Annotated in this window: 10 protein-coding genes and 1 pseudogene; 2 read left to right on the forward strand and 9 right to left on the reverse strand. The window is 62.2% G+C overall.

Going from position 1 to position 12,644, the window contains the following annotated elements:
• From JCM21793_RS14385 to JCM21793_RS14415, 8 genes and pseudogenes are all read right to left on the reverse strand, one after another.
• Nucleotides 1–712: GAF domain-containing protein (locus tag JCM21793_RS14385; protein ID WP_025030819.1), on the reverse strand; the 712-nt coding region annotated here is incomplete at its 3' end.
• A gap of 141 nt (nt 713–853) precedes the next feature.
• The gene (locus tag JCM21793_RS26080; RefSeq protein WP_025030820.1) at nt 854–1,297 is read right to left on the reverse strand and encodes a MarR family winged helix-turn-helix transcriptional regulator; all 444 of its coding nucleotides are present in this window, start codon (nt 1,295–1,297) and stop codon (nt 854–856) included.
• Nucleotides 1,298–1,373: 76 nt separating this feature from the next.
• Nucleotides 1,374–2,234, reverse strand: coding sequence for an iron chelate uptake ABC transporter family permease subunit (locus JCM21793_RS30375; protein WP_081784725.1), 861 nt, complete (start codon nt 2,232–2,234; stop codon nt 1,374–1,376).
• Nucleotides 2,235–2,404: 170 nt separating this feature from the next.
• Nucleotides 2,405–3,376, reverse strand: a pseudogene (locus JCM21793_RS26085) (iron chelate uptake ABC transporter family permease subunit); the annotation flags it as partial.
• A complete protein-coding gene (locus JCM21793_RS14400) occupies nt 3,363–4,262 on the reverse strand; it encodes an ABC transporter substrate-binding protein (protein WP_007006913.1) in 900 nt (299 codons plus the stop codon). The gene JCM21793_RS14400 and the pseudogene JCM21793_RS26085, both read right to left, overlap by 14 nt.
• A gap of 187 nt (nt 4,263–4,449) precedes the next feature.
• Nucleotides 4,450–5,049, reverse strand: coding sequence for an ABC transporter ATP-binding protein (locus tag JCM21793_RS26090; RefSeq protein WP_244439769.1), 600 nt, complete (start codon nt 5,047–5,049; stop codon nt 4,450–4,452).
• A gap of 47 nt (nt 5,050–5,096) precedes the next feature.
• Nucleotides 5,097–7,097, reverse strand: coding sequence for a TonB-dependent siderophore receptor (locus JCM21793_RS14410; RefSeq protein ID WP_244439770.1), 2,001 nt, complete (start codon nt 7,095–7,097; stop codon nt 5,097–5,099).
• A gap of 291 nt (nt 7,098–7,388) precedes the next feature.
• Nucleotides 7,389–8,459, reverse strand: a complete 1,071-nt coding sequence (locus JCM21793_RS14415) for a siderophore-interacting protein (RefSeq protein ID WP_025030822.1) — start codon at nt 8,457–8,459, stop codon at nt 7,389–7,391.
• Nucleotides 8,460–8,721: 262 nt separating this feature from the next.
• Between JCM21793_RS14415 and JCM21793_RS14420 the strand changes: the two genes are divergently transcribed.
• Entirely contained in the window at nt 8,722–9,900 is a 1,179-nt protein-coding gene (locus JCM21793_RS14420) for a transporter substrate-binding domain-containing protein (protein WP_025030823.1), read from the forward strand.
• A gap of 116 nt (nt 9,901–10,016) precedes the next feature.
• Nucleotides 10,017–11,846 (forward strand): cation:proton antiporter, encoded by a 1,830-nt coding sequence (locus JCM21793_RS14425; RefSeq protein WP_025030824.1) that lies wholly within the window; start codon nt 10,017–10,019, stop codon nt 11,844–11,846.
• Between the two features lie 3 nt (nt 11,847–11,849).
• On the opposite strand, the gene JCM21793_RS14430 is transcribed toward JCM21793_RS14425, so the two are convergent.
• A complete protein-coding gene (locus JCM21793_RS14430; RefSeq protein ID WP_025030825.1) occupies nt 11,850–12,611 on the reverse strand; it encodes a DeoR/GlpR family DNA-binding transcription regulator in 762 nt (253 codons plus the stop codon).
• Between the last annotated feature and the right edge of the window lie 33 nt (nt 12,612–12,644).

Here is a 12,644-nt window from a genome sequence, read left to right on the forward strand (position 1 = left end):
CGATCACCAGATCATCGCTGTCGACCGCGATGAGAGCTGCGGGGTCTGTTGCCGGCAGGAGCATGATACGCGCCTGCGGATAGGCAAGGCGAAACGCTTCCGCTTCGATGCGTCGGGCGGCGTCGCCGGCTGCGGTGGCGATGAGGCTGACGAAGCCCTCGGTCAGGTCGGCGCGGCAGGAGGAAACGTCGAGTGCGCCCGCCAGATGGCCCTCATGGTCGTAGACGGGCGCGGTGGTGCAGGAGAGAAGCGTGTTGCGGGAGTGGAAGTGCTGGTCGCGGTGGATTGTCAGCGTGCGGCGCTCCACAAGGCAGGTGCCGATGCCATTGGTGCCTTCGCTCTGCTCGCTCCAGACCGTGCCGGTCCAAAGCCCCCACTGGCGGAAGGTCTCGTCATCGCCCGGCGTGCCGCGCCGCTCCATCAATATGCCCTGCCGGTCGGCCAGAACCACGCAGCAGCCGGAGCTGCCGACGGCGAGGAAGAGCTGGTCGAGCGGGGTTTGCGCGGAGCGAAGAAGCGGTTCGAGCCGCGCGCGGGCGGCGGCCAGTTCCATATCGGAAATGCGCTGGGGCCCCCGCCGTTCGGCTGGGTCGAGCCGGTGCAGCCGACACGAACGCTGCCACGAAGCGACAAGCGCCGATTTGGCAGCGCGATCCGACTCCACCGCGGCCAGAACCCGGTCAGCATGATACGACAGGCCACGTCCGTCCATGGCGTTCCTCCCATGCCCCGCTGGCGTCCTCCACGCCGTTTCCTTTGCCGGGCTCATTGGTGATCGTTTGTGAAGTTTCTCTGCCGGAGCGGATCTGTCAATACGACCTTTGATGACACCAGGTCTCGTTGCCGGGCCTCTCTACTGGAGGTCGAGCTCCTTTGAGAGCAGTTCAATGCCCGCGGCCGCAGTACGCCTGTCGGCAGGCTGGAGGCCTGACAGGAGTGCGGAAACGCGGCTGCGCCATTCGTTGCGCACTGCCGCCAGTATGTCGCTTCCTGTCTCGCTCAGGTGGAGCTCCGTCATGCGGGAATCGAGATTTGAGCGTCCGCGCCGGACATGTCCACTCGCGATCAACCCTTCCAGACTGCGGCTGATCGTCGATTGAAACATGCCGGTCTCTTCGGTGATCGCTTTCACATTGCATCCCGGCCTGTCGAAAATCGCGGCCATGATGATGATCTGCTGGTTGCTGAGCCGGTGGGTCCGCGCCTCGGCCGGACGGTACTGCCCCAGTTTTATGGCGAGGCGCTCGAGCGCAAGGGCGGTCTGCCTTTCGAGCGATTTGACGTCACGTTGATCCAACGGGCTCGCATCCTTATCCGTAAAGGTCAATCTCTACGCGATCTTGCCGTCAGTGGAAATCTCTTCAAAGGATCGTTCAGGCAGCCGTCTGGGTACGGGTGTGTGGTTGCGCGCGTTTTCCATGTTGCCACATGATTATCCCAAGGATCAGCGCTCCCAGGAGAACCGATAGCAGGCCCGCCGGGAGTTCATACGGTCTGAATATCTGGCGGCCGGTCCAGTCGGCCATGACGACCAGAATGGCGCCTGTCAGGGCGGCTCCGGGCAGTTGCACCGTTGTTCGGCGCAATCCGCAAAGGCGAGCAATGTGTGGTGCCGTCAGTCCGACGAAGCTGATCGGGCCCAGAAACAGGCAGGCGGATGCTGTCAGGAGTGCGGTTGCGAGGATGATGAAAAAGCGCGCCGCGCCAAGGGGCAGGCCGAGCGAACGGCCCGCGGCGCCGCCGAGCGTCAGAATATCAAGCCAGCGCAGCGTCGAAAGCGCGATGCCGGCGCCTGCCATCGCCATGATGGCGGGCAGGGCCAGATCACCCATGCCGACGCGATAGGTCGACCCCGACATGAAGGCCAGCACAACATTGCCGCGCGGGTCGCCGGTTGCCAGAAATGTCAGTACGAGCGCGTCGGCAAAGGCGGTGATGGCAATACCGGCGAGAATAAGCCGGCGCGGCTCGAGATCGTGCCTGCGTGCATAGGCGAGGATTGCCAGGAGGATTGCCAGCGCTCCGAAAAGGGCGCCGGTCATCTGCATGCCGGCCGTGGCGGCAGGGAGCGCGATCATGATCCCGATCACGCCCATGACGGCGCCGGTGGAAACACCGATGATCTCCGGGCTTGCCATCGGGTTCGAAAGCAGGCGCTGGACCAGACAGCCGGCAAGGCCGAGCGCAGCACCGGAAAGGGCTGCCGCGAAAACGCGCGCGGCACGCCAGTCCATGATGTTTCGAAACCAATCGAGGGCAGGCCGAGCGCAATCAGGATCGCCAGCGCGAGGATCGTCATGAGAAGGACAAGGAAGTAGCGCTCGCCGCGCCCCGAAAGGCCGGCGGAAACGGGCAGAACTTCCCCGGCCGAGGATGCGCTGGCCGGCGGCAGGCGCTTCAGGAGGTAGAGTAGCAGCGGCGCTCCGAGAATCCCGGTCAGGGCGCCCGCGGGCAGAAAGCGGCCAAGGCCGCTCAGGCCGAACTGCATGCCCTGATCCACAAGGCCGAGAAGCAATGCACCAACGAAGCCTGCCGTGAGCAGACGCGGACCGATCCTGCGCATGCCCAGCATCGTCGCCAGATGCGGGCTTGCAAGACCGACAAAGGCGATCAGGCCGACCGTCGCTGTCACCGCCGATGCGAGAAAGATTGCAATTCCCAGAGCGAGAAAGCTGAACAGGCCGGTGGAAAGCCCGGAAGAACGCGCGCTCTCCCGCCCTAGCCCCATCAGTGCGAGAGGGCGGCTGAGAAGAAGGAGAGCGGCAGCGCCCAGCACCAGCCTGGGCAGGAGAAAATGCACGCCTTGCCAGTCATACTGGGTCAGATCGCCCGAGCCCCAGAGGAAGAGGCTGGTGAGATACTGGTTCTTGAGCAGCAAAAGGCACGTGGTCACGGCCCCCGCCGTGAAACTCACCACCATGCCTGTCAGGACGAGGCTGACGGGATCGTCCATGCGACGGCCCACGAGAAGGCTGACGAGCCCCCAGGCCAGAAAGGAGCCGGCCAGCGCGACAAGAAAAGGGTGGTCGGCGTGCAGTTCGGGGGCGAGCAGAAGGGCCACGGCCAGTGCAAGCTGCGCACCCGATGACACACCGAGCGTGGCCGGAGAGGCGAGTGGATTCTGGAGGATCTGCTGGAACACCGCACCGGCGATGCCAAGCCCCGCACCGGCGAGCAGGGCCACGGAAAGCCGGGGCAGATAGGCATACCAGTATTCGATGGAAACCGAGGGGTTCTCCGTCTGCCCGAAAATGAGCGCGGTGAGCGTTTCTTCACCGCGGATTGCGGCCGTGTTCCCGGCGATGAAGAGGCCAAGCAACACAAGGCTCGCCAGCGCCAGCAAAAGGGGAAGGGGGCGGCTCTTACGAATTGTCATTGCTGCAGTCCGGCAGGTCTGTTGCGGAAAGTTCCCGCGCGAAGGTGCGTGCCTCGGTCAACCCGCCAAACGACCAGACCGGCCGCATCATCGTGTATCGGCCCTTGCGGAGTGCAGGAATCTTTCCAAAAAGCCCGTTCGAAAGGACGTCGTCCTCAGCCGCGAGCATCTGGCGAACCTCGACGGGAACTGGTGAAACGATGATGAGTTCATCGTCCGGGTGGTGGAGAAGCTCGGAGACCGGCACGGTGGCGAACCCCCAGAAATTTGTCGCTCCGGTCCAGCCATTGGCGAGGCCGGCTTCTTCCAGAACCCCGCCGTAAAGGCTCCCTTCACCGAAGACGCGAACGGTCCCGCCGCGAACGAAGTTCACGACGAGAAACCCGCAGGTCTTGCGTTGCGCCTCGGCTTTCTCCCGCAGAATGGCAATGGCCCTGTCGGTGTCGGCGATAAGGGCCTCCGCCCCTTCAGGATTTTCTGCGAGATCGCCAAGCGCGCGTGTGACGCTGCGTGCATTGGCCAGCGGCGTCTTTTCCGGCGTGAAGATTGCAAAGGAGCGCACGGGAGCGATGCTTTCCAGGCGCTTTTCGATACTGGCGAACTGAGGCGATATGAGAATGAAATCGGGGTCTGCCTCTTCGAGCCGTTCCATGTCGGGTGCAAGGCGCAGGCCGAGATCTGGGGAGGAAGGGGCGGGCGCCGGGTTCTGAACCCAGTCGAGGAAGGCCGGTTTCTCCGGCACACCTCTGACCTCGACCCCAATGCCGAGCAGCGTGGTGGCAAGACCCCAGTCGAGCGCGATGAGGCGTGGCTTGTCGGTTTCTCCGGCTTCGGCACCCATTGTCGCGGAGAGCGCCAGGGCCAGCGCGAGAACGATACGCCTCATGACGCGATATACCCCACTGGCCGGCCATCGGCCGGATGCGCGAACACCTCCATGGGAATATCGTAGAGATCCGTCAGAACCTTTGGTGTCATGATCTGCGAGGGCGCATCGCTGGCGATCAGCCTGCCGTCGCGCAGAGCCAGGATGCGGTCGCAGAACTGGGCGGCTATGTTCAGATCATGAACGATCAGAGCAACGCCAATGCCGCGCCTGTCAACGATGTCGCGCAGAAGGGCGAGAATGCGTGCTGATGGGCGAGATCGAGCGCCGAGGTCGGTTCATCGAGCAGCAGGAAGTGGCGCGCCTGCGCCAGCACCATTGCGATCCACGCGCGCTGGCGCTCACCGCCTGAAAGTGTACCCACCAGCCGGTTTTCGTGCTCGCGGCTGCCGGTTTCATCGAGCGCGGTATCGACCGCGTTCCGGTCTTCGGATGAGAGCTTGCGAAAGGGGCCGTGCCAGGGATAGCGACCGAGCGCGACGAGTTCGCGCACGGTCTGGTGTTCGGCCGTCGGCAGGCTCTGCGGCAGATAGGCAACTTCGCGCGCAAAGGCGCGGCCGTTCCAGCCATTCGCATCGTCTCCGGCAAAACGGACCTTGCCCGCGGTTGGCCGAAGGTGGCGGGCGAGCAGTTTCATCAGCGTGCTCTTGCCCGCGCCATTGGGGCCGATGATGCCGTAGATGCGCCCGCAATTGAAAGAAGCGTTGAGGTCGCTGAGAATGGCCCGGCCGTTTGGCCGGAATTCCAGATTTTCAACCTCAAATCCCGTCAGACCGTGTGCATTCATTGGCATTCCATCAGCGTTTGGATGAAAAGCGCGCGCCGGCGCGCCCATCACCATTCAAAGGTCAGTCTGGCTTTCACATTGCGCCGGTCGCCGTAGTAGCAGGCGTTCTGGCCGGCGCAGGCGGCGACATAGTGCTTGTCGAAAAGGTTGCTCACATTGAGTGACAGCTCGGTCTTGTCGAACCGGTAGCCGATGCTCGCATCCGCAACCACATAATCAGGCACGGTCAGCGTGTTGGCGGCGTTGGCGTAGGATTTGCCCACATAGCGCACGCCCGCACCGACGCGCAGGCCCTCAAGTTGCCCGCCGAAACGATGGTTGACCCACAGCGAGGCCATCTGCTGCGGAACACCGATCGGCACCATGCCCTGATCGCCATTGTTGGAACGGGTGATCTCCAGATCGTAATTCGTGTAGGAGGCCACAATGTCCCAGCGTTCGGCGAGGTTTGCCTGCGCCTGCAGTTCGATGCCGCGCGAGCGCACCTCGCCGGTCTGCACCTTGAAGTTCGGATTGGCCGGGTCGTTGGTCAGAACGTTTTCGCGCGTCAGGTCGAACCACGCCGCAGTGAGGCGGAACCGGTCGAGGGGATCCTGATATTTAACGCCGACCTCATATTGCTCAGCGGTTTCCGGGTCGAACGGATTGCCGTTGATGTCGGTGCCGGACAGCGGGTCGAACGAGGTCGCATAGCTCGCATAGGGGCGCAGACCCGGCAGCACCTCATAGCTTGCACCGATGCGGCCGGTGAGCGCCGTGTCGTCGCGGTCGGTGCGCGATCCCGTCAGATGGTTGTCAAACCGGCTCGATACCCAGTCGTGCCGCAGGCCCGCCGTCACATCGAGGCGGTCGGTCAGCGCAATCTGATCCTGCACGTAAAGGCCGACGCGGTGCGAGCGCGTGGTCGAATCCGTCGAGTAGGCGGGTCTTTGGACGTTGATCCCGTAAACGGGATTGAGAATGTCGATAATGTAGAAATTTCCGCTCGGATCGTCGCCATAGCCGGAGCGGTTGTCGAAGACCTCGTAGCGGTAGTCCAGGCCGGCCAGAAGCTGGTGACTTACCGGGCCCATGTCGAACGTTTTTTCGATGCGGTTGTCGGTCTGGAAGGCACCGATGCTGTCATCCGTGGCAAGCGCCTGGCGGGCGAGCAGATTGTCGGGGTAACCCGGCAGGTAGCTGCTCACGAGGCCCACGCCATAGAGCGTTTCGTATTCGGTTGAAATGTAAGAATAGCGCGAATCCTGCGAGAATTTCAGGCCGTTCTCAAATTCGTGCTCGAACTCGTAGCCGAGCATCATCTGATTGCGGTCGTAACGGTCGAAATTCGTGTCGGCGCTGAAGAAGTCGGTCGGAATGCGCCCGAAGGAAGCCGGGCGCACGGTCGCATCGTAGGGCAGAAAGCTCGTCACCGTGCCGGTGCGGTCCATCTGGAACTTGCCCATGATGGTGAGTTCGGTTCCCGCCTGCGGTTTGAAGGTTATGGAAGGGGCGAGATAGAGCCGGTTGTCATCGACATGATCGACCTGCGTTTCGCCAAGGCGGCCGAGCGCAGTGAAGCGGGCATAGACCCCGTCATGGCCGGGCAGGGCGGCGTTGAGGTCGAGGGCGACCTCTCCTTTTTTTGGCCAGCCGCCCGCGACCGACGCGCGATAGAACGTGTCTTCCTGCGGGCGCTTGGAAATCAGATTGATGAGCCCGCCCGGGCTTCCCGCCCCGAACAGTGCGGAGCTCGGTCCGAGCAACACTTCCTGGCGCTCGAGGCCGTAGGACTCAACGCGGAAATTGGCGAAAGCCTGCGAGCGCAGCTGCAGGCCGTCCAGATAGAGACCGCGGGCCTGGGCCGAGAACCCGCGCATGAAGAACCAGTCATAGCGCGTGTCGGCACCATACGCCTCGCTGCGGATGCCGGGCGTATAGCGCACCGCCGCGCCGACGCTGTCGGCACCCTGCATGTCCATCTGGTCGCGGGTGACAACCGAGATCGACTGCGGCACGCGGTCGATCGGCGTGTTCGTTTTGGTGGCTGTGGCGCTGTTATCTGCCACGAACCCGTCATCTGGCCCAACGGGTGAAGCGGAGATGCTGTCACCCTCGACCACAAGACGATCCAAAGTGGTGCTTTTCTCCGAACGGTCCTGTGCATGTGCAGTGAATATGGGCGCCGTTGACAAAAGCAGTGCTGCCGCCAGACGGCTGGTGGGTAAAGAGGAACTGGACCTGCGCATATCTGATCTCATCCGCGATTTTAAATAGCGGTGCTATATATTTTTACCTGATAATGCGAGTCAACTTAAAACCGTCCCACCACACGGTTTCCCTCTGCTTTCGACCGTGGCTCAATGCACACCAGCCACACCACGCCGCCAGTAGGACACAACCAGATGCTGCGCATTCGGCAGCCGTAGCGATTTACGCAGATGGCCGCGTATGGCCTTGAAGGCGGAGAATTCGCAGCCGGCCCAGACAAAGAGGTCGGGGTCGTCACCTTTGATGGGCAACGCCTTCGCCGCTTCTTCCAGAAGCGTCGTGCTGCCGGCTGCTCGGTCATCGCGCACCAGCCATTCGAGATCGAGTTCCGCGCGTGTCGCCAGGGGCTGGGTTTCGGACTGGTTGGCAATCTCCACGCGAACGATCGCCTTCGTCTGGCTGGACAGCCCCTCCAGAATGCGGGCAATTGCCGGCAGGGCGGTCTCGTCGCCGAGGAGCACCAGCCTGTGCGCCTCGGGCGCCTCACCGCCTCCGGGGCCCGTCATGCCGACAATGTCGCCCGGTTTCGCCTGCGCGGCCCAGCCAGCGCCCGGATAGGCATCACCTTCATGGAGGACCATATCGACATCGACATGCCCCCGGTCCACGTCGATTGCCCTGATCGTGTAGACGCGGGCGACCGGCCTGTTCTCGTCGTCGGGCCAGATCGCTTCACCGTTCTTGCCGATGCAGGGCCATGAAGGGCTGGCGGTGCCGGCGGGAGGAAACAGAAGCCGCATATGAAGGCCGCCACGTGCGAAGCGCGCGAGGTTTTCCCCCGCAAGGCGGACCCGTTTCATGAAGGGTGTCAGGTTTTCCGCGGAGACGACGCGCATCTCCCGAAAATAGGGAAGCAGCATGCCGGGTGTGTTGTCGCTCTGCCAGTCAAGATCGAGGTTTTTGTCGAGGGATTGCAGGCGATGGGTGATTCCGAGCTGAAGATAGGCGAGGGACGTTCGGTCTTCGGCGTCAAGCAGGATGTCCATGCTGGAAGACTGCGGCTTTAGGGCGATCCGCCCGAGGGAGTGCTGTAACTGCCATCCCGTCGTGGTTTCCTCCACCACCGCCCCTACATCGCCTGCCGCGAAGGCCTCCAGCAACTGCTTTTCCGGATTGAATGGGAGGCGTAACTGTGCGCGGAACGAACCATGCGTGGTCATGAAGAGATCCTGCTTTTGAAAATTAATTGGAGTTTTATAGTCATATTAAATGGCATTGCAACGGCTGGATGCGAGCCGACCGCGGTGGACGGAAAATCTGGCACCGTTCCACAGGGCTGCGGACAAAAGACTGCCATGACGGGGTTGCAGCCGGACATATGATTTGCACCATAGGCAGGACAGTCGTCACCGCCTGACCCCAGATGCGCAGGGTCATGTCCAGTGGACATTTGCTGATTTGAACCAGAGAAGCCGTCATCTCATGTCATTCCTGAATTCCCATCATCCCGAAATCGACGTGGAGAACAGGTTCCGGATTTCGTCTGTCTCCACCGCCCGCACATGGCGCTCCCTTGGGTTTCTCACCCTTCTCTGCCTGTCATTGATGCTTGGAGCGGGGCAGAAGGCGCAGGCACAGGCGGATGCCGGTGCAGACGAAGGGAGAAGAAGTGTCGATGTGGGTGTCTATGTCAGCCCGCCTTTCGTTAGCGAGGAGGCGGGGAAATATGACGGCATGGCCATCGATCTCTGGGAGATCGTCGCCGGAAAGCTGGGCCTCGCCACCCGCTATGTGGCCTTCACAAACCTGAAGGATCTGGTCGAGGCCACACGTACGGGCCAGGTCGATGCCGCCGTTACCAACCTGACGATCACGCACAAGCGTGCGGGAATCTTGTCCTATACGCAGCCCTGGTACGATACCGGTCTGCGCATCATGGTGCCGGAAAGCGGGTCTGCCGGCATTCAGAGCGTCATAACGGGGTTAAGAAATGCCGGGCATCTGCGCGCCTATGCATGGCTTGCGTTCGTCATCGTTCTGGCGACCATTCTCATCACCCTGTTCGACCGCAGGTTTGACAGGGATTTTCCCCGGCGCTGGCGCGAGGGCCTGGCAGAGAGCTTCTACCAGGTCATGTCGGTCGCAACCTCCGGAAAGGCCACGCGGAAAAATCTGTTCGGATGGCAAGGGCGCATCTGGTCGGCAATCTGGATGGTTTTCGGTGTCGCGGTTGTTGCCTACATCACCTCTTCCGTGACGAGCGTCATGACGGCGGTGTCAATCGAGCAGGGCGTCACGTCCCTGGCTGATCTGCCCGGCAAAACATCGGGCGTTTTCACCGGAAGCGCGTCGGAGGACTATCTGAACGAGATCGGTATCGGAACGCACTCCTACCCGGGGCTGGGGGAAGCGGTTGCGGCCCTTGAAGCGGGCCGGATCGAGGCGATCGTGGCAGATGCACCAACCCTTGAGCACTATGTGCATGTCCATCCCCAGCAGGAGATGGAAGTCGTCGGCAGCCTGTTCCATCCCAATAAGTACGGCTTCGCCTTCCCTCTCGAGAGCGATCTGACGACGCCGGTCACGCTTGAAATACTCAGTCTCCAGGAAAGCGGTGCCGTCGAAGAGCTGCGGCTTGAATATTTCGGCAACGCGCTTTGATTTCTCCCGTATCCGCAATTGATCCGCGACCGGAGCCGGAAGATTGACTATTGTTGCCATGATGCTCATTGGCCGCCCGGCTGCCCCAGTCTTTCTCGGATAAACGGATTTGCTCCATGCATGACATCGGATTGAAGATCGCGCTGATCGGCGTGATGGGCATGGGCGCGCAGTGGCTCGCCTGGCGGCTGCGTCTTCCGGCCATTGTGCTTCTGCTGCTCGCCGGCGTTCTCGCCGGTCCGGCCACCGGGTTCGTAAACCCGACCGAGGATTTTGGTACGATCTACCGGCCGCTCGTCTCGCTTGCGGTCGCGATTATCCTGTTCGAGGGTGGGCTCACGCTCAATTTCAAGGAGATCAGTGAGACTTCGACCGCGGTGCGCCGCATTATCATCATCGGTGGCCCGATGGTCTGGGTGATGACCGCGCTTTCGGCACACTATATCGGCGGGCTTTCGTGGCCGACAGCCGTTGTGCTCGGCGCCATTCTGGTGGTAACTGGCCCCACCGTCATCACACCGCTTCTGCGTCAGGCGCAGCTCGCCGCGCGCCCGGCCTCGCTGCTCAAATGGGAGGCCATCGTCAACGACCCGATCGGGGCGCTCTTTGCCGTTGTCGCGTTTGAGGTCATTCTCGTGCTGATCGGGCAGCATCAGGGTGGGGGCCTTGCCTATGTGGTGGCCGCAGCTTTCGTCGTTGCGGTTGCCGGCGGTTATCTGGCGGCACGGGCCATCCACTGGGCGTTTGTGCGCGGTGTTGTGCCGGAATTCCTAAAGGCGCCGATCCTGCTTGCCACGGTGCTCCTGGCCTATGCGCTGACCAATCTCGTGCTCGAGGAGGCGGGGCTTCTGACGGTGACGGTGATGGGCATTGTGCTGGCGAACACCCGCATTGCGAGCCTTGCCGAGATGCGGCGTTTCAAGGAGACGATCACGGTTTTCCTGGTCTCGGGGATATTCATCCTGCTCACGGCCTCGCTCACCGTCGAGGATTTCCTAAGCCTCGACTGGCGCGCGGTTCTTTTTGTCGGATCCGTTCTTTTTGTCGTGCGCCCGGTGGCGATCATGACCGCAACGGCCGGATCCGGCGCGACCCTTGCCGAGCGCACGCTTTCAAGCTGGATCGCGCCGCGTGGTGTGGTGGCCGTCGCCGTGTCGGGCCTGTTTGGCGGTGCCCTGGCAGACGCAGGGATCGCCGATGCAAACCGTATGGTGTCCTTCACCTTCGCCGTGGTTGTCACAACGATCGTGCTACACGGTTTCACACTCGGTCCGCTGGCTTCGCTTCTGAACCTGAAAAGCGCTGACAAGCCCGGCCTCCTGATTGCCGGCGGGCCGAGGTGGGCCATCGATCTGGCGCGCAAGCTGCGCGACATGGATGTGCCGGTCATGATCGCAGACCCGAACTGGAACCATATCGCGGAAGCGCGTCTATCCGAAATACCCGTGTTCTACGGCGACATACTCTCGGAAGAAGCGCATCACAGCATTGACCCGAAGCGGTTTTCGACGCTGATCGCTGTCACCGATAATGACGCATACAACTCGCTCGTCTGCACCGACTTCGCACCGGAACTGGGACGCTCGCACGTCTATCAGCTCGGACGCGGGGCGGATCAGTCGAAGCGCATGTCGCTCAACTTCACCCTTGGCGGACGCCCGCTTACCGAAGACGGCGTGGATTTCCGCACCCTGCGCGAACGGCACTGGCAGGGCTGGACCTTTCAGGCGACGAAGCTTTCCGACGAGTTCGACTACGATGCATATCTGAAAAGCCGGGCCGGCGAGACGATCGTGCTTCTGTGGGTAAAACCCTCCGGCAAGATCGTTTTTGCCGCCGGCGCCACGGGCACGCCGTCGGTCGATGATCGCGTGGTCAGCTTCACGCCGGCAAGGGACCGGCGGGCCGCTTCCAGCAATGAAACCACTTCACAGGAAAAGGCCTGAGCGTCAGGCATCGCTTGTCACCCTGATCTCGGCCTGGCGAAGCACATCGGCAAGGTCGGCCGGTGGCGGCCGGTCGACGATCAGTTCATCGACATCGGTGAGGGCGCACACCCGGACGAGCCCCTTCTGCCCGAACTTGGAAGCGTCGGTGACAACGACGCGGCGCCGGCCGCGGGCAAGCACGGCATTGCCGAACTGCGCTTCTTCAAGGTCGTAATCCATAATGCCGGTAACTGCGTTCACGGCACCGGCTGAAATGATGGCGTGATCGACGCTGAACCGGCTAATGAATTCGATGGCTGAAAAGCCCAGGGCGGAACCGCTGTCGCTGCGCAACTCGCCGCCGGCCATGTAGACCTTGTTGCCGTTGACGGTGGCGAGTGTGCGGGCGATGTCGGATGAATTGGTCACGACGGTGAGTTGCCGGTGGTCGAGCAGTGCGCGCGCCAGAAGGCTTGTCGTGGTGCCTGTGTCGAGCATCACTGATTCCCCGTCGCGGATCGTCGCGGCGGCAAGCTGGGCAATGGTTTCCTTCGCCTCGCGGTTTTCCCGCATCCGGCGTTCAAACGGTGCTTCATTGACGACGGAGGGCAGGGCGATCGCGCCGTGCATGCGCACGATTTCACCGCGCCCGGCGAGCGCTTTCACATCGCGCCGCACCGTTTCGACCGAAACGTCCAGATGCCGGGCGAGGTCGTTCACACCCATCGTGCCTTCCTTCGTGAGAAGGTCGAGGATCTGCCCGTGGCGCGGTGAATAGCTCATGTTTTCTCTCTGTCTGGAGTGACCGTTTCTAAC

The organism is Nitratireductor aquibiodomus NL21 = JCM 21793, assembly GCF_000615975.1.
GTDB lineage: Bacteria > Pseudomonadota > Alphaproteobacteria > Rhizobiales > Rhizobiaceae > Nitratireductor > Nitratireductor aquibiodomus.